Origin of the sequence: Salmonella sp. SAL-020, from assembly GCF_017372215.1 — a bacterium.
GTDB classification, from domain to species: domain Bacteria; phylum Pseudomonadota; class Gammaproteobacteria; order Enterobacterales; family Enterobacteriaceae; genus Salmonella; species Salmonella enterica.
On record NZ_CP071690.1, the window covers coordinates 2,942,061 to 2,959,578 of the forward strand.

Here is a 17,518-nt window from a genome sequence, read left to right on the forward strand (position 1 = left end):
AAATAAAAACCCCACAGACTGGCCGTGGGGATGAAAAAAGAAACGAATTAGCCGTGGCGACGCTCAAAATCGATCATGAAATCGGTTAGCGCTTTTACCCCTTCAATCGGCATGGCGTTATAGATAGAGGCGCGCATCCCGCCAACAACACGGTGCCCTTTTAAGGCGTGCAGACCGGCGGCGAAAGACTCTTCCAGAAAGACCTTGTCCAGCGCATTGTCCGCTAACTGGAACGGAACATTCATCCGCGAACGGTTGGCCTGTGCGACATCGTTACGGTAGAAATCGCTGTTATCAATCACACCGTACAGCAACTCCGCTTTTTGCTGATTGATTTTGTGCATCGCCGCCACGCCGCCCTGCGCTTTCAACCATTTGAACACCAGACCGGAAAGATACCAGGCGAAAGTCGGCGGCGTATTAAACATCGAGTCGTTATCATTCAGGACGGTGTAGTCGAGGATGGACGGGCAGCTCTCATGCGCCTTGCCTAACAGATCCTCCCGGACGATAACCAGCGTCAGTCCTGCCGGACCGATATTCTTCTGCGCGCCAGCATAAATTACGCCATAGCGAGAGACGTCCAGCGGCGCAGACAGGATGGTAGAAGAAAAATCCGCCGTGACGACCACTTCCGGGCCAAAATCCGGCGTTTCATCGATGGCGATGCCGTCAATGGTCTCATTCGGGCAATAGTGTAAATAAGCGGCGTTATCGGAAAGCTGCCACTCGCGCATCGGTTTTACGGCACGTTTGCCGTCAACGGTGATTTTGGCGTCGATAATCTGCGGCGCACAGTATTTTTTGGCTTCTTTGATGGCGCTCGCCGCCCAGTAACCAGCATCGACATAATCCGCCGTGGTTTTATCGCCCAGCAGATTGAGCGGCACGCCAGCAAACTGCCCGCGACCGCCGCCGTGACAAAATAAAACTTTATAGTTGGAGGGGATATTAAGGAGATCGCGAAAATCCTGCTCCGCCTCTTCAGCGACCTGGATAAACTCTTTGCCTCGATGGCTAATTTCCATTACCGACGTACCAAGACCGTGCCAGTCACGCAGTTCCTGTTGCGCCAGTTTAAGTACTTCCGCCGGTAGCATCGCCGGACCTGAACTAAAATTAAAGACCTGAGCCATTTCCCCTCACCACGCTGCATTGTTTCCTGCCTGACAGACATCAGGCAAACGTTATTCATGTGAATATCGGTTTTATCATTCAGTGACACGCGCCGCAATGGGTAAAACAATGCGAGGAGAAAATGCGGCATGCGTCACACAACAGAATCTTCCGGTTTAACCGTATAAATCCGATATTTTCGCTGTTAAACAACGCGTTTAGCCCGGCTTGCCTTCGTCCATTCTGGATTTGCGCAGCGCGGACATAATTGCTTTTCCCCGATATTCATGCGTATCACTTCACTGCAACGTACGCAGGCATAGTCGCCAGCCTCCGGCGCCACGATAAAGCGTGGCGTACAGTGCTCAGGAAGAATGCTTAACCCCGGCTTAACGTCTTTATTTTCAAAGAAATAGACGCTGATTTGTCCGTTTGTCTCCAGGATGGCCAGTCTGACCTGCCCCAGTTGCTCAACGCCATTCAAGCGAAGCTCCATAAAAAACTCAAACTCCGTCATGTTCGAGCGCTGCAGTTTTTCCCACGCCAGTTCGCCGTCTTCAACAATGACCACCGACTTGCCTTCCAGCAGATCTTCCAACTTTTCACTATGCGCCATCAGCCACATGACCAGGCGATAGAGCAGCGCCAGGGTGATGAATACCACCAGAACAGGGAGCATCGGAACGTCATCATAAAACGCGACGTCGCCTGCCGCCGATCCCAATGTCAAAATGATCAGCACTTCAAAAAGCGACATTTGCCGTACGCCGCGTCGTCCTGTCACCTTTAAGAAAAGAAACACCAGAACAAAGGTGTAAAAGCTACGCAGCGCCACTTCCCCCAAAAACGCTACCGGCACGTTATCCAGCGCCATTCGTTGCAAATCAAATGCTTTCATTTTTTATGCTCTTCCTGTGAATGCCAGTGTAAAAGCATAGCCAATACTTTTATTTCCGCCGATGTCCCGGCGAGATAGCGCCCGTCACATAAAACCCGTATCATTGCGCGCTTTCCGTACGACAAAAGTGATTTTCATGACGCAAACATTTATTCCCGGCAAAGACGCCGCGCTGGAAGACTCCATCGCCCGCTTCCAGCAAAAGTTACTCGACCTCGGCTTTCACATCGAAGAGGCCTCCTGGCTGAACCCGGTGCCAAACGTCTGGTCAGTGCATATTCGCGATAAAGAGTGCGCGTTATGCTTTACCAACGGAAAAGGCGCGACCAAAAAAGCGGCGCTGGCCTCGGCGCTGGGCGAATACTTCGAGCGTCTGTCAACCAACTACTTCTTTGCTGATTTCTGGCTTGGCGAAACGGTCGCCAATGGGCCATTCGTGCATTACCCGAACGAAAAGTGGTTCCCGCTGACTGAAAATGACGACGTACCGGAAGGCTTGCTTGATGCCCGTCTGCGCGCGTTTTACGATCCGGAAAATGAACTCACCGGAAGCCAGTTAATTGATCTTCAGTCCGGCAATGAAGCTCGCGGCGTCTGCGGCCTGCCATTTACCCGTCAGTCCGATAACCAGACCGTGTATATTCCGATGAATATCATCGGCAACCTGTACGTCTCTAACGGAATGTCCGCCGGCAATACGCGTAATGAAGCCCGCGTTCAGGGACTGTCGGAAGTCTTCGAGCGTTATGTGAAAAATCGCATCATTGCGGAAAGTATCAGTCTGCCGGAGATTCCCGCAGAGGTGATGGCGCGTTATCCGGCGGTAATGGAGTCAATCGCCACGCTGGAAGCCGAGGGTTTCCCGATTTTCGCCTATGACGGCTCGCTGGGCGGTAAGTATCCGGTTATCTGCGTCGTGCTGTTCAACCCGGCTAACGGTACCTGCTTTGCTTCTTTTGGCGCCCATCCTGACTTTGGCGTTGCGCTGGAGCGTACAGTGACCGAGCTACTCCAGGGACGCGGTCTGAAAGATCTTGATGTCTTCACGCCACCAACGTTCGATGATGAAGAAGTCGCGGAGCACACTAATCTGGAGACCCACTTCATCGACTCCAGCGGCCTGATTTCCTGGGATCTGTTCAAACAGGACGCCGATTATCCGTTCACGGACTGGAGTTTTTCCGGCACTACCGAAGAAGAATTCGCCACGCTGATGGCCATCTTTGCTGCTGAAGATAAAGAAGTTTACATTGCCGATTACGAGCATCTCGGCGTATACGCCTGTCGTATTATCGTACCGGGAATGTCTGATATTTATCCTGCCGAAGATCTGTGGCTGGCCAACAACAATATGGGTAGCCATCTTCGTGAGACTCTGCTTTCGCTGCCCGGTAGCGCCTGGAATAAAGAAGATTATCTCAATCTGATTGAACAATTGGATGAAGAAGGTTTTGACGATTTCACCCGCGTGCGTGAACTGTTGGGTCTGGCGACCGGAGCGGACAATGGTTGGTATACACTGCGCGTCGGCGAATTAAAAGCAATGTTAGCGTTAGCGGGCGGCGATTTGGAGCAGGCGCTAATCTGGACAGAATGGACGATGGAGTTCAATTCGTCGGTCTTTAGTCCGACACGCGCAAACTATTACCGTTGCCTGCAAACTCTGCTGCTCCTGTCGCAAGAAGATGCGCGTCAGCCACTGCAATATCTCAATGCTTTTATAAAAATGTATGGCGCAGAGGCTGTAGAGGCCGCCAGCGCCGCGCTTAGCGGTGAAGCGGCTTTTTATGGACTACCGGCTGTCGACCACGATCTACAAGCGTTCCCGGCGCATCAGTCCTTGTTAAAAGCGTATGATAAATTACAGCGCGCGAAAGCGGCATACTGGTCAAAATAAGGCCATATGAGTGACTTAGGGTAGGTTTACCCTCTCGGCTGCGTTATATTACGGGGCGCCTTTGCGGCCCCGTTTTATTTATTTTCGCTAAACGGCGAAAAATGTAATAACAAGGTTAAATATTGGTTGTTGATATTAAATTAATTGACATAGTGATGTTACTTTATTTGTTGATTACTCCATATTAATTAACCGTGCAGCAGGAGGAGTCAGGAAAAAATTCAACTCTATTTATAATTTTTAAAATTTATTTTTATTAGGATAATCAAAAAGTTACACCGTAATTGCATAAAAGCCATGCGACTTACGGGCCTATAAGCCAGGCGAGATATGATCTATATCAAATTCTCATCTATAATGCTTTGTTAGTATCTCGTCGCCGACTTAATAAAGAGAGAGTTAGTGTGAAAGCTGACAACCCTTTTGACCTTTTACTCCCTGCAGCAATGGCCAAAGTGGCTGAAGAAGCAGGCGTCTATAAAGCAACGAAACATCCGCTTAAGACTTTCTATCTGGCGATTACCGCCGGCGTATTCATTTCAATTGCCTTTGTTTTTTATATTACTGCGACAACCGGTACTAGCGCGATGCCTTATGGCATGGCGAAACTTATCGGGGGTATCTGTTTCTCTTTGGGACTGATTCTCTGTGTTATTTGCGGCGCTGATCTCTTCACCTCTACTGTTCTGATCGTTGTAGCTAAAGCTAGCGGTCGCATCACCTGGGGGCAACTGGCTAAAAACTGGTTAAACGTCTATTTTGGTAACCTGATTGGCGCTCTGCTTTTCGTGTTACTGATGTGGCTTTCCGGCGAGTATATGACTGCCAACGGTCAATGGGGACTTAACGTCCTGCAAACCGCCGACCACAAAATGCACCACACTTTTATTGAAGCTGTCTGCCTCGGTATTCTGGCGAACCTGATGGTTTGTCTGGCCGTGTGGATGAGCTACTCAGGTCGTAGCCTGATGGACAAAGCGTTCATCATGGTACTGCCCGTCGCCATGTTTGTCGCCAGCGGTTTTGAGCACAGTATCGCAAACATGTTTATGATTCCTATGGGTATTGTAATACGCGATTTTGCTACACCGGAGTTTTGGACCGCGGTTGGTTCGTCTCCGGAAAGTTTTTCTCACCTGACCGTGATGAGCTTCATCACTGATAACCTGATTCCGGTCACGATCGGTAATATTATCGGCGGCGGTTTGTTGGTCGGGTTGACATACTGGGTCATTTACCTGCGTGGTAACGAGCATCATTAATCTGTTGATGCCCATTACACGCAGTAAATAAAAAATCCACTTAAGAAGGTAGGTGTTACATGTCCGAGCTTAATGAAAAGTTAGCCACAGCCTGGGAAGGTTTTACCAAAGGTGACTGGCAGAATGAAGTAAACGTCCGTGACTTCATTCAGAAAAACTACACTCCGTATGAGGGTGACGAGTCCTTCCTGGCTGGCGCTACTGACGCGACCACCAAGCTGTGGGACAGCGTAATGGAAGGCGTTAAACAGGAAAACCGCACTCACGCGCCTGTTGACTTTGACACCTCCGTTGCTTCCACCATCACTTCTCACGACGCTGGCTACATCAACAAAGCGCTTGAGAAAATTGTTGGTCTGCAGACTGAAGCTCCGCTGAAGCGTGCGATTATCCCGTTCGGCGGCATCAAAATGGTTGAAGGTTCCTGCAAAGCGTACAATCGCGAGCTGGACCCAATGATCAAAAAAATCTTCACCGAATACCGTAAGACTCACAACCAGGGCGTGTTCGACGTTTATACTCCGGACATCCTGCGTTGCCGTAAATCCGGCGTTCTGACCGGTCTGCCGGATGCGTATGGCCGTGGCCGTATCATCGGTGACTACCGTCGCGTAGCGCTGTACGGTATCGACTACCTGATGAAAGACAAATTCGCACAGTTTACGTCTCTGCAATCCGATCTGGAAAACGGCGTAAATCTGGAAGCGACTATCCGTCTGCGTGAAGAAATCGCTGAACAGCACCGCGCTCTGGGTCAGATCAAAGAAATGGCAGCTAAATACGGCTGCGATATCTCTGGTCCGGCGACTAACGCTCAGGAAGCAATCCAGTGGACTTACTTCGGTTACCTGGCTGCGGTTAAATCTCAGAACGGCGCAGCAATGTCCTTCGGTCGTGTATCCACCTTCCTGGATGCGTACATCGAACGTGACCTGAAAGCAGGCAAAATCACCGAGCAAGACGCACAGGAAATGATTGACCACCTGGTCATGAAACTGCGTATGGTTCGCTTCCTGCGTACTCCTGAATATGATGAACTGTTCTCCGGCGACCCGATTTGGGCAACCGAATCTATCGGCGGTATGGGCGTTGATGGCCGTACTCTGGTCACCAAAAACAGCTTCCGTTTCCTGAACACCCTGTACACCATGGGGCCGTCTCCGGAGCCGAACATCACCGTTCTGTGGTCTGAAAAACTGCCGCTGAACTTCAAGAAATTCGCCGCTAAAGTCTCCATCGACACCTCTTCTCTGCAGTACGAGAACGATGACCTGATGCGTCCGGACTTCAACAACGATGACTACGCTATCGCATGCTGCGTAAGCCCGATGATCGTTGGTAAACAAATGCAGTTCTTCGGCGCGCGTGCAAACCTGGCGAAAACCATGCTGTACGCTATCAACGGCGGCGTTGATGAAAAACTGAAAATGCAGGTTGGTCCGAAATCCGAACCGATCAAAGGCGATGTTCTGAACTTCGACGAAGTGATGGATCGCATGGATCACTTCATGGACTGGCTGGCTAAACAGTATGTCACCGCGCTGAACGTTATCCACTACATGCACGACAAGTACAGCTACGAAGCCTCTCTGATGGCGCTGCACGACCGTGACGTTATCCGCACCATGGCGTGTGGTATCGCAGGTCTGTCCGTTGCTGCTGACTCCCTGTCTGCCATCAAATATGCGAAAGTTAAACCGATTCGTGACGAAGATGGTCTGGCTATCGACTTCGAAATCGAAGGCGAATACCCGCAGTTTGGTAACAACGACGCTCGTGTAGATGACATGGCGGTTGACCTGGTAGAACGTTTCATGAAGAAAATTCAGAAACTGACCACCTACCGTGGCGCTATCCCGACGCAGTCTGTTCTGACCATCACTTCTAACGTTGTGTATGGTAAGAAAACCGGTAACACCCCGGATGGTCGTCGCGCTGGCGCGCCGTTCGGACCAGGTGCTAACCCGATGCACGGTCGTGACCAGAAAGGCGCTGTCGCTTCTCTGACCTCCGTTGCTAAACTGCCGTTTGCTTACGCGAAAGATGGTATTTCTTATACCTTCTCTATCGTTCCGAACGCACTGGGTAAAGACGACGAAGTTCGTAAGACTAACCTGGCAGGTCTGATGGATGGTTACTTCCACCACGAAGCGTCCATCGAAGGCGGTCAGCACCTGAACGTCAACGTCATGAACCGTGAAATGCTGCTGGACGCGATGGAACATCCGGAAAAATATCCGCAGCTGACCATCCGTGTATCTGGTTACGCAGTACGTTTTAACTCCCTGACGAAAGAACAGCAGCAGGACGTTATTACTCGTACCTTCACGCAGACCATGTAATGGGTTTGACTGAAATTACGCCATAAAAAGCGTACAAAAAAGGCTCCATATCAGTGGGGCCTTTTTAATGACTTTTTATATAAGCATATTGCGACAACTCGACTTTTCACTTATAAATAAAGTGTTATTATGTGATCTATATATTCTTCTTAGAATAGCATCAATTTCTCTTTTATTATTTTGATAATCATCATAATCCTTATTTAATACATCAGAAAACAGCATCGTGTTAGTTTCTATTAAATCAGATGACAATGACGGTTTATATGCTTGTAGCAGATAGCTAAGTGTTGGATGAACCATATCAAACAGGACTTCCCCCTCTAATTCCCAGTAACCTATTTTAAAAAATTGGGTAGTAATATTAAAAGACCCCATTTGAAGACAGCGTAGTTTATTCTTCTCCTCTTCAGTAAGAGTACCATTCCATTCAACACATTCCATTTTTCGATCTTCTCCAGATCGCATAAGCTTATAAACTTCATCCTTAACGTCATCATCCTCATTAACTGCATCTTTAAGTTTATTAGCAAATCCTTCTAATAATTCTGGATAGCGGGCAATTTTTTCTCCATACTTAATACATACTTTAAAAAACAACTCTTCTTCATCTTCTTCCATCACTTTAAAAATACAGTTTTCTGAAACATTGAGGAGACGATGCAAATTACATTTATCAATAACCTTGCCATCAATCTCAAATAAAACTTGTGTCTGATTCATATCAAAACGCATAACAAAGCGGTCTTGTTGAGATGGATTAGCATATTGTTTTAATTGTGTAAAGGCATGTATCTTCTCCATGCCGGTTATATCAACATTAAGTTCAGCTTGATTTTCACGTTCACATCCATGGATGAGTGTATATAATACCTCCAGCACCTCTTGTTTTTTGTGTGTTCTGAAGCAGTCCTTAAATCTATCCCATACCCCCATGTATAGCGCTTCTTCTTTATCAGGACTCATCAAACGGGCTAGCCGTGAATGATTAATTTCATAGTTATGACGATTACCAAAACTTAACGTAACTGGCATAATAACTCCCTTGATTATTTACCGCGAAAGCAAGATCCAATCCGTTGCTCTCATTTTTTGATTAAAACCACACTCTATTTAAGAGATTGAATCAGCCTGGGTTTAGAAATGACATCAGATTTACACCTGATTGCGCGTTGAATGCGACGCCAGGCGCTGGACAGCGCATAACGTTCTTTGGACACATCTGAATTATGTTGAGAATTATTTTCGTTCTGACCACAACAAAACGGCGCCAACCATTCGAAAAAAGAGGCGGATCATAAACAGCAAAACCAGGACGCTATGGATGATACACTTACAGTATGTATTGCGGTTGAGGCGTTACGAGCTGATGAATGAGCCAGAATTTCTGGCGGTGCGAGTTATGCAGCATAGATTTGCCGTATATTTTATACTGAATAGAGGTAAAATAGCTCCATTGCAGCACATTCTGGAACAGCCACACATTCTGTAGTCCAAAATTTACGCTCGCAGTACCGCTTTTTTACAGGATGCAACCCCCTTACCAGGGTGCTCAACATGCCCGGAATGTGTCCATAAACCCCATGTTATTTAGAGCTAGCCGAAGCGATATGAGTAACTTAACCAATTGTATTACAAATGAAAGTGTTGCAGTAACTGCTGATAAAAAGCCGGTTATTGGTCGCATTCACTCCTTTGAGTCCTGTGGCACCGTTGATGGCCCAGGCATCCGCTTTATTACCTTTTTTCAGGGCTGCCTGATGCGCTGCCTGTATTGCCATAACCGCGACACATGGGATACGCATGGCGGTAAAGAAATCACCGTTGAAGACTTAATGAAAGAGGTGGTGACCTATCGGCATTTTATGAATGCTTCTGGCGGCGGCGTGACGGCATCCGGCGGCGAGGCCATTTTGCAGGCAGAATTTGTACGCGACTGGTTTCGCGCCTGTAAAAAAGAAGGTATCCACACCTGTCTCGACACCAACGGCTTTGTGCGCCGTTATGACCCGGTGATTGATGAACTGTTGGACGTTACCGATCTGGTGATGCTCGATCTCAAGCAGATGAATGATGAGATCCACCAGAATCTGGTCGGTGTCTCTAATCACCGGACGCTGGAATTCGCGCAGTATTTATCAAAGAAAAATGTGAAGGTCTGGATCCGTTACGTTGTCGTTCCCGGCTGGTCTGACGACGATGATTCCGCGCATCGCCTGGGCGAGTTTACCCGCGATATGGGTAATGTCGAAAAAATCGAACTGTTGCCCTATCATGAGCTGGGCAAACATAAATGGGTGGCAATGGGCGAAGAATATAAACTGGATGGCGTGAAGCCGCCTAAAAAAGAGACCATGGAGCGTGTAAAGGGTATTCTTGAGCAGTATGGTCATAAAGTGATGTATTAATCGCCTGCTATCTTACCCGCTTTTAAACGGCTACCCATGACGGTAGCCGTTTTGCTGTCTGGATAACGCTCTTACCGCTAAAATACCCGACCCCGCCATCAGACAGGCATGGTTAACAATATTGCGCTAACCAGGTATTAAATACAGAGTCGCTTATCTGCTGCTGGGTTGAAGGTCTGACAACTATTGCTGCCCCCGGCGCCTGTTAATACCGTGGTCTCCGCCTGGAACCCAGGCACCTGTAACCTTAAAAGGCGCTCGCCTGACAGGAGCGCCGTGGAAAAGAGCGTCGTTATGTGTTTCTACGCGCCAGCAGTGGGAAAATTAATCCCAACCCGACCAGGACAAAAGGCGTCACGATGTTCAACGTCAGCTGGAATGTCCACTCCGGCGTGAACGCCTCCATTTTGGGGAAAATACCGGTAAGGCAGGCAAACGCGGTGAAGGCAAAACACCATATTCCCACAGTTAACGCCAACGCCCGGTTGCGAATAAACACATATTCGGGTTTGTACTTTTGCGCCAGTCGAATGACGGCAATAAAGGCGACAAATACCCACAGATAGCGCAGCGGCATAACGACTGAATTGAGATTAAGCAGCCATTTGTACAGGTTGTTCATATCGCCGATGCCAAGCGTTGGCAACATAATCAAGATAGCGACCAACACTAATGTCAGCAAATAACCGTTAACAGGCGTACCTGAAGCGTTAGTACGACATAAGCGCTGCGGGATATATTTAGTGTCTGCATCACCCAGTAAAACTTTCAGTGGCGCATCAATAGAAAACACCAGCGCGGCGATTTGCCCCAGAGTATTGGCAATGGCATAAATCACCATTAATGAATTACCCATATGGTAATACTCACCCAATTTCTGGAATGCATAATATTGCCCATTAGTCATTAAATCGTCAGGTATATGCCGCGAATCAAACATCATTCCCATCGCCAACGAACCGAGGATAGCGCAGACCGCAACCATGACGGCTAAAAAGAGCATCCCCTTCGGAAATTCTTTTCCTGGATTCCGCGTCTGGTTGACATAAGGCGAGATCTTCTCTGCCCCACCAACCGCAAAGACCAACATAGAGATGGTGGTGATATAGGTAAAATCGATATGAGGAATAAATGACTGCCAGGTGATGTTAGTGGTCGCAATTTCAACGTTTGTAATTGCTGGCGCGGTCACTGCCATCACAACATATAAAATTGACATGATAAACATGGCAATCCCGGCCACAGACCCAACAACCTTTAGCGATTTCATCCCCCGGGAAGCAACCCACATAAAGAAAACAAACAATGCCAGCGTCAGCCCCTGCAAGGCAACGACGGTATATTCTTTTATCAACGAGCCGTCGCCTTTTAAAGCCCATCCCAATGCAATGAGTATCGCCTGCGGCTTTTGCGCCAGGTAGGGAATATGCACGACCCAATAGGTCCATGCCGCAAGGTAAGCCAACCCCGGCCCCATCGTATGCTTAATCCAGGTACTGACGCCCCCTTTTCCCTCTTTGAAGGTTGAGCCCAGTTGCCCCACGATTAAGGCATAAGGAATGAAATAGAGCGCAAAAATAAACACCCAGGAGAAGACAACCACTAACCCCTGGTTAGCATAGTTATTGACAACATTGCCGAATCCCCAAACGGTAATAAACGACATCAGGGCGATGTTGTACCATCGCAACTGTTTTTCCTGCACATTCGGCATAACGCGATCCTTCGTGAACACAATGCTATTACTATAAATGAAGCGGGGGATTATGCGCGGTAAAGACGAAGAGAGAAAATAGAGGAGCGCAAAATTATAACCTTCGGCACATTTTATTTTTCAGCAAAGCAAGAAAATTATGCAGGTCAATTATTTTACGTAAAACATAAACAAATAGTATGCAAGACTCACGTCCTGCATACAATTCAGAGAACAGTCAGATGTGGGCGACAGGATTAGGCGTCTGGCCGGCGTTACGTAACAGCATCAGCAGATAAATAAACGATACGCTGGCGATCATAATAAACAGCAGATTATCTGAATAATTCTGCATTAACATCGCAGCAAAAGACGGCCCCAACAGGCTCCCTACCGTATAACTTAACAACAGCGCCTGGTTCATTGCCACAAGCTGGTGATGTTCGACTTTTTCACAGGCCCAGGCCATTGCGACGGGATAAAGCGTAAAACCCGCCGCCCCCAGAATAAACAGAGCTGGCGCCATCGCCGCCTGGGTTAACATGGCAATACTACCGAGTATGACAACGAATACCTGTACGCGTAACACCAGCAAGCGACCAAATTTGTCCGCCAGACGTCCCATTGGCCATTGCCCCAAAATGCCGGCGCTCACCAGCACCGCCATCCAGAAACCGATGCTGGCGTTAGCCATCCCCTGATGCTTCAGATATAACGGCATCAGGCCATATAATGAACCAAGAACAATGCCGGAAATAATACAACCATTCACGCCAAGACGCGCCTGGCGTAGCTTCAGCATGGCGCTAATAGAAGAGGAATGACGTGCCTGCGTTTGCTGATTTACAATTCGGGTAAAGAGTAGCGGCAGAATTCCCGCCAGAATCATTCCGGTCACCCAGGGAAGGACGTGCAGCAATTCACCAGATACTTTACTGACCAATAATTGTCCAAGGAAGGTCCCCATGTAATAGGCCATCATATAGGCAGCCAGCAGGCGCCCGCGATTATGCGAGGTTCCGCTGCACATCAACGCACTTTCGACAACCACCCAAATCATGGCGCAGCCGATACCGGCAATAAAACGCCAGCTCATCCAGCTCCAGAACCCCACCATCACCCCCAACCCGACACAACCCGCGGCGAAGATCAGCGAGGCAAGATAATAGCTACGGTTAAACCCAATGCGTTTAATTAAATACCCGGTAAATAACGTCCCGACCAGATTGCCGGTAAAATAAGACGAGCTGACCATCCCCACCTGCCAGGTAGGAAGGTTTGCCTGAGCAAGCCACAGCGGCACAAGCGTATTCAGTACCGCAATGGCCAGGGTCAACAAAAGTAGCCCGCACAGCAAAAGCATGACGGGACGGGTATAGGTGGACATGAATAAAAACCGTGAGGAAGTTCAAATTTCATGCGCATCATGCCATCGCCAAAAACATTGTCAATCGGCTCCGCATGGGCGATTCTCAAGTTTTGAGACTATCGATTTGATTTACTTATTCTGCACGTGAATATATTGAAAGGCTAAAAATTCATCCCCTTGTTTTTATTGATCTAACCCGCAAAATCGGCGTTTTGTTCAGTCGAAAAATTTCATGGTTCCTTTAGCTTCGTTTTCTTCTCTATGGATTTATATGCGCCTTCTCCGCCCCGGTTATATTCCTTAGATTGATGGCGGCTAAAGGCGAATTCGGCCTGCACGTTCTGCAGGCCGAATGCGCGTCAACGCGTTAGCTGGCTACCGCCATGCCCACGGTCATATGCAGCCCATAGAATACGCCGCGGCCAATCAATTCCCCCGCCAGCATCAGAATGAAGGCGACAGAGAGCAACGGTACCGCAGGTTGATACCCTTTTAACTGTGGCACAATCCAGCAGCACAACGCCGCCGCAAGCAGCACCATACGCCAGGCCATCAGCGAACCATAATCCGGCACCAGAGCAGACGCCTGCTGAATGGAACTGTGAATCGTCGCCAGTTCCGCGCCCTGCATGGCCACCATAATGGCAATAACCACCAGCGCCAGCACCGACACCGCAGGCAACAAACGCATCGCCCAACCGTTCACGCCTGCGATGCGCAGCAGCAGATAACCCAGTAGCGGGCCCCCTATAAAGAGCGTCAGGAAGAAGCCCAGCGGCGTCCAGACGCTATACCAGGTCGGTACTGTATCGATGCTGTTATAGACGCGTACCATCATCCAGACGAAGACGACGCCCAGTACCATCGTGATAATCAGCCAGAGTGTGCGCAGTGCCGGCGGCAGCTTTTTCAGTACCGCCAGCAGCCAGCCAATCCCGCCGACCGCAAAAAACACCGAGCCGCTGGCAATTTCATTGCTCAGTGCGGAAGCACCCACGCGGTTAAGCGAGTTAAACGCGCGCATCGGCGAGCCCAGATGCAGCATCGAGGCGATAAAGCCAATCCCCATCAGCACCCACAGACCAAACATACAGGCGATCACCCGCTGCTGCGTTTCCGCGCGCAGGTCGCCCTTCATCAGCGCCAAAGCCAGAACAATAAAACCACCGGCCACGCACTGACCAAAGACCGTGAAGATCATCAACGGCCATTCATGCCATCCACTTCCCATCTTATACCTCCTTCGGATTGGCCAGATAACCGGTAGTGTCCCCGGTCGGGCGGCTGTTGGCGTTGGGTTTAATCACAATATTCGGCTTCGTGAAATGCGCGCGCGGTAACGGCGCGACGGCAGCCAGCTCACCGTGTTTTTTGCGCAGTTCGTCTATCGGGCCGAAATCCAGCGCCCGCAGCGGACAGGATTCGACGCAGATCGGTTTCTTACCTTCCGCCACCCGGTCATAACAGCCATCGCACTTGGTCATATGACCTTTGGCCGCGTTGTACTGCGGCGCGCCGTACGGGCAGGCCATGTGGCAGTAGCGGCAACCGATACAGACCTCTTCGTTCACCACCACAAAACCGTCATCGCGCTTGTGCATCGCGCCGCTCGGGCAGACTTTGGTGCAGGCCGGGTCTTCGCAGTGGTTACAGGAGATGGAGAGATAGTAGGCAAAGACGTTCTGGTGCCAGACGCCGTTATCCTCCTGCCAGTCGCCACCTGCATACTCATAAATGCGACGGAAGCTGACATCCGGGGTCAAATCTTTGTAGTCCTTGCAGGCCAGTTCGCAGGTTTTGCAACCGGTGCAACGGCTGGAATCAATAAAAAATCCATACTGGGTTGTCATCGGTTACTCCTTACGCCTTTTCAACCTGAACGAGGTTCGTATGTGACGGGTTCCCCTTCGCCAGCGGAGAAGGACGTTGGGTCGTCAGTACGTTAATACATCCGCCCTGATCCACGCGTTTTGCATCCGGGTCATACCATGCGCCTTCTCCCAGAGCGACCACGCCCGGCATCATGCGCGGCGTCACTTTAGCCTCGATATGAACTTCGCCGCGATCGTTGAAGATGCGGACTTTATCGCCATTGTTGATACCGCGTTTCTGCGCATCCATTGGGTTAATCCACATTTCCTGGCGACAGGCGGCTTTCAGTACGTCTACGTTGCCATAAGTGGAATGCACACGCGCTTTATAGTGGAAACCCGTCAACTGCAGCGGGAATTTATCCGTTAGCGGATCGTTATAGTTTTCAAAACCTGGCGTGTAGATCGGTAATGGATCGATCACGTCGCCTTCCGGCAGCTCCCAGGTAGCGGCGATATCCGCCAACGCCTGTGAATAGATTTCAATCTTGCCCGATGGCGTTGTAAGTGGATTCGCTTGCGGATCTTCGCGGAAGTCTTTATAGGCGACATGGTGGCCTTCGGGGTCGCGCTGTTTGAAGATGCCTTGCTTACGGAACTCCTCAAAGGTGGGCAGATTCGGAATGGATTTACGCGACTGTTCGTACAGATGACGCATCCACTCTTCTTGCGTCCGTCCTTCGGTAAACTGTTGTTCCACGCCAAGACGTTTCGCCAGTTCGCTGGTCATCTCATAAATCGTCTTACACTCGAAGCGCGGTTTAATTGCCTGGTCAGTGAAGATAACGTAAGACATGTTCCCGCAGGAGGCATCCAGCGCAAAGTCCATCTGCTCAGAAGCAGTGCAATCCGGCAACAGAATATCGGCGTATTTTGCCGACGAGGTCATATGACAGTCGATAACGACGATCATTTCGCATTTCTTGTCATCCTGCAGGATTTCGTGGGTGCGGTTAATCTCAGAGTGCTGGTTAATCAAACAGTTGCCAGCATAGTTCCAGATCATTTTAATCGGCACGTCCAGCTTATCTTTCCCCCGCACGCCATCACGCAGCGCCGTCATTTCCGGGCCGCGTTCAATGGCATCGGTCCACATAAACATGGAGATGCTGGTTTCAACCGGGTTTTCTAACGTGGGCATACGTTCAAATGGCAGGGCATAAGACCCTTCGCGCGCGCCGCTGTTACCTCCGTTAATCCCAACATTACCCGTCAGGATCGCCAGCATCGAGATGGCGCGCGTGGCGATTTCTCCATTAGCATGACGTTGTGGTCCCCATCCCTGGCAAATATAGGCGGGTTTAGCGCTGCCGATTTCTCGCGCCAGCTTAATAATGCGATCCGCCGGGATACCGGTAATTTGCGCCGCCCACTCCGGCGTCTTCGCGATACCGTCTTTACCCTGGCCCAGAATATAGGCTTTGTAGTGACCGTTTTTCGGCGCGCTGGCAGGCAAGGTTTTTTCGTCATAACCAACGCAATATTTATCCAGGAACGGCTGATCGACCATGTTCTCGGTGATTAAGACATATGCCAGACCATTGACCAGCGCCGCATCGGTACCTGGACGAATCGGAATCCACTCATCTTCGCGACCGGCGCCGGTGTCGGTGTAACGAGGATCGATAATGATCATCCGCGCGTTTGATTTCTGCCGCGCCTGTTCAAGATAATACGTTACACCGCCCCCGCTCATGCGGGTTTCGCCAGGGTTATTGCCAAACAATACCACCAGCTTACTGTTTTCAATGTCGGACGGACTATTGCCATCCGCCCAGCCGCCATAGGTGTAGTTCAGACCCGCTGCGATTTGCGCGGAAGAGTAATCACCGTAGTGATTAAGATAACCGCCGCAGCAGTTCATCAGACGAGCGACCAGCGTTTTTCCTGGCGGCCATGAACGTGTCAAAGTGCCGCCCAGCGTTCCCGTGCCATAGTTCAGATAAATGGACTCGTTGCCATACTCTTTGATAAGACGCTGCATATTGGTGGCAATGATATCGTAGGCTTCGTCCCAGCTAATACGCTCAAATTTACCTTCGCCGCGCGCGCCGACGCGCTTCATCGGATACTTGAGCCGATCCGGGTTATAGACGCGACGACGCATAGAACGACCGCGCAGGCAGGCGCGAACCTGGTGCAGGCCATCGTAATCATCGTTTCCGGTATTATCCGTTTCAACATATTTGATTTCGCCATCCACAACATGCATACGTAGCGGACAACGGCTGCCACAGTTTACCGTACAGGCGCTCCAGACGACTTTCTCGTCGGTTTTCGTCGGGCTTATCGCCTCTGCGGCGTTAGCGATGCGGGTAAATGGCAGGGTAAATGCGCTACTGGCCATCGCCAGGCCGCCTATCGCGGTGGTTTTGACTAAACCACGACGGCTCACCTCGGCTGCCAGCACGGCATCAGGGATCTTAGTTTTCATAAGGGCTCACTCTGCTGCTCACAATAAAAAAGCAATAAAACGATGTATAGAATTTTATATAGCGACAACTTCGCTATAAAGTCTGATATATATCGAAAAAATAGAAAAATAGTGTTAAAAACTGACCTTCATTCGAAATCAGTATTACCCCTAATAGGGTAGGGATTATTGTCCGGTATCAAACTGGCATAAAAAAAGCGCCCGAAGGCGCTTTTTAGAAGAGGAGAA

General features: G+C 49.6%; 13 protein-coding genes. 5 read left to right on the top strand and 8 right to left on the bottom strand.

What is annotated here, in order from left to right; translation table 11 throughout:
* Window positions 1-47 precede the first annotated feature (47 nt).
* Both serC and J1G48_RS14475 read right to left on the bottom strand, forming a co-directional pair.
* Window positions 48-1,136: a 3-phosphoserine/phosphohydroxythreonine transaminase gene (serC, locus tag J1G48_RS14470; RefSeq protein WP_000079590.1), complete on the bottom strand. Its 1,089-nt coding sequence runs from the start codon at window positions 1,134-1,136 to the stop codon at window positions 48-50.
* Window positions 1,137-1,321: 185 nt separating this feature from the next.
* Window positions 1,322-2,014 carry a DUF421 domain-containing protein gene (locus tag J1G48_RS14475; RefSeq protein ID WP_000642867.1) on the bottom strand — a complete coding sequence of 231 codons (693 nt, stop codon included), beginning with the start codon at window positions 2,012-2,014 and terminating at the stop codon, window positions 1,322-1,324.
* 136 nt (window positions 2,015-2,150) lie between these two features.
* On the opposite strand from J1G48_RS14475, the gene ycaO reads away from it, so the two are divergent.
* The 3 genes from ycaO to pflB all read left to right on the top strand — a co-directional run bounded on the left by ycaO (window position 2,151) and on the right by pflB (window position 7,515).
* Window positions 2,151-3,911: a 30S ribosomal protein S12 methylthiotransferase accessory factor YcaO gene (gene ycaO / locus J1G48_RS14480; RefSeq protein ID WP_000194823.1), complete on the top strand. Its 1,761-nt coding sequence runs from the start codon at window positions 2,151-2,153 to the stop codon at window positions 3,909-3,911.
* Between the two features lie 404 nt (window positions 3,912-4,315).
* Window positions 4,316-5,173 (top strand): formate transporter FocA, encoded by an 858-nt coding sequence (focA, locus tag J1G48_RS14485; RefSeq protein WP_058662150.1) that lies wholly within the window; start codon window positions 4,316-4,318, stop codon window positions 5,171-5,173.
* Window positions 5,174-5,232: 59 nt separating this feature from the next.
* A complete protein-coding gene (gene pflB / locus J1G48_RS14490) occupies window positions 5,233-7,515 on the top strand; it encodes a formate C-acetyltransferase (protein ID WP_001292799.1) in 2,283 nt (760 codons plus the stop codon).
* 75 nt (window positions 7,516-7,590) lie between these two features.
* Here pflB and sopD2 read toward each other — a convergent pair whose 3' ends face one another.
* On the bottom strand, window positions 7,591-8,550 hold the full coding sequence (gene sopD2, locus J1G48_RS14495; RefSeq protein WP_001145562.1) for an SPI-2 type III secretion system effector SopD2: 960 nt from the start codon (window positions 8,548-8,550) through the stop codon (window positions 7,591-7,593).
* Window positions 8,551-8,680: 130 nt separating this feature from the next.
* Between sopD2 and J1G48_RS14500 the strand changes: the two genes are divergently transcribed.
* Together J1G48_RS14500 and pflA are read left to right on the top strand one after the other, a co-directional pair.
* The gene (locus tag J1G48_RS14500; RefSeq protein WP_012543336.1) at window positions 8,681-9,007 is read left to right on the top strand and encodes a hypothetical protein; all 327 of its coding nucleotides are present in this window, start codon (window positions 8,681-8,683) and stop codon (window positions 9,005-9,007) included.
* A gap of 118 nt (window positions 9,008-9,125) precedes the next feature.
* Window positions 9,126-9,923, top strand: a complete 798-nt coding sequence (pflA, locus tag J1G48_RS14505) for a pyruvate formate lyase 1-activating protein (RefSeq protein WP_000067973.1) — start codon at window positions 9,126-9,128, stop codon at window positions 9,921-9,923.
* 292 nt (window positions 9,924-10,215) lie between these two features.
* On the opposite strand, the gene J1G48_RS14510 is transcribed toward pflA, so the two are convergent.
* From J1G48_RS14510 to dmsA, 5 genes are all read right to left on the bottom strand, one after another.
* A complete protein-coding gene (locus J1G48_RS14510; RefSeq protein ID WP_001134268.1) occupies window positions 10,216-11,637 on the bottom strand; it encodes an amino acid permease in 1,422 nt (473 codons plus the stop codon).
* Window positions 11,638-11,854: 217 nt separating this feature from the next.
* The gene (locus J1G48_RS14515) at window positions 11,855-13,003 is read right to left on the bottom strand and encodes an MFS transporter (RefSeq protein ID WP_000109268.1); all 1,149 of its coding nucleotides are present in this window, start codon (window positions 13,001-13,003) and stop codon (window positions 11,855-11,857) included.
* A gap of 349 nt (window positions 13,004-13,352) precedes the next feature.
* A complete protein-coding gene (locus J1G48_RS14520) occupies window positions 13,353-14,216 on the bottom strand; it encodes a dimethyl sulfoxide reductase anchor subunit family protein (RefSeq protein ID WP_000534676.1) in 864 nt (287 codons plus the stop codon).
* Window position 14,217: 1 nt separating this feature from the next.
* Window positions 14,218-14,835 carry a dimethylsulfoxide reductase iron-sulfur subunit DmsB gene (gene dmsB / locus J1G48_RS14525; RefSeq protein WP_000213069.1) on the bottom strand — a complete coding sequence of 206 codons (618 nt, stop codon included), beginning with the start codon at window positions 14,833-14,835 and terminating at the stop codon, window positions 14,218-14,220.
* 10 nt (window positions 14,836-14,845) lie between these two features.
* Window positions 14,846-17,290 carry a dimethylsulfoxide reductase subunit A gene (gene dmsA / locus J1G48_RS14530; protein ID WP_000850262.1) on the bottom strand — a complete coding sequence of 815 codons (2,445 nt, stop codon included), beginning with the start codon at window positions 17,288-17,290 and terminating at the stop codon, window positions 14,846-14,848.
* Between the last annotated feature and the right edge of the window lie 228 nt (window positions 17,291-17,518).

What these genes read in the sequence shown, in the direction of transcription:
- serC (WP_000079590.1), bottom strand. Translation starts at nt 1,136, where the DNA reads ATGGCTCAGGTCTTTAATTTTAGTTCAGGTCCGGCGATGCTACCGGCG.
- J1G48_RS14475 (WP_000642867.1), bottom strand. Translation starts at nt 2,014, where the DNA reads ATGAAAGCATTTGATTTGCAACGAATGGCGCTGGATAACGTGCCGGTA.
- ycaO (WP_000194823.1), top strand. Translation starts at nt 2,151, where the DNA reads ATGACGCAAACATTTATTCCCGGCAAAGACGCCGCGCTGGAAGACTCC.
- pflB (WP_001292799.1), top strand. Translation starts at nt 5,233, where the DNA reads ATGTCCGAGCTTAATGAAAAGTTAGCCACAGCCTGGGAAGGTTTTACC.
- sopD2 (WP_001145562.1), bottom strand. Translation starts at nt 8,550, where the DNA reads ATGCCAGTTACGTTAAGTTTTGGTAATCGTCATAACTATGAAATTAAT.
- pflA (WP_000067973.1), top strand. Translation starts at nt 9,126, where the DNA reads ATGAGTAACTTAACCAATTGTATTACAAATGAAAGTGTTGCAGTAACT.
- J1G48_RS14510 (WP_001134268.1), bottom strand. Translation starts at nt 11,637, where the DNA reads ATGCCGAATGTGCAGGAAAAACAGTTGCGATGGTACAACATCGCCCTG.
- J1G48_RS14515 (WP_000109268.1), bottom strand. Translation starts at nt 13,003, where the DNA reads ATGTCCACCTATACCCGTCCCGTCATGCTTTTGCTGTGCGGGCTACTT.
- J1G48_RS14520 (WP_000534676.1), bottom strand. Translation starts at nt 14,216, where the DNA reads ATGGGAAGTGGATGGCATGAATGGCCGTTGATGATCTTCACGGTCTTT.
- dmsB (WP_000213069.1), bottom strand. Translation starts at nt 14,835, where the DNA reads ATGACAACCCAGTATGGATTTTTTATTGATTCCAGCCGTTGCACCGGT.
- dmsA (WP_000850262.1), bottom strand. Translation starts at nt 17,290, where the DNA reads ATGAAAACTAAGATCCCTGATGCCGTGCTGGCAGCCGAGGTGAGCCGT.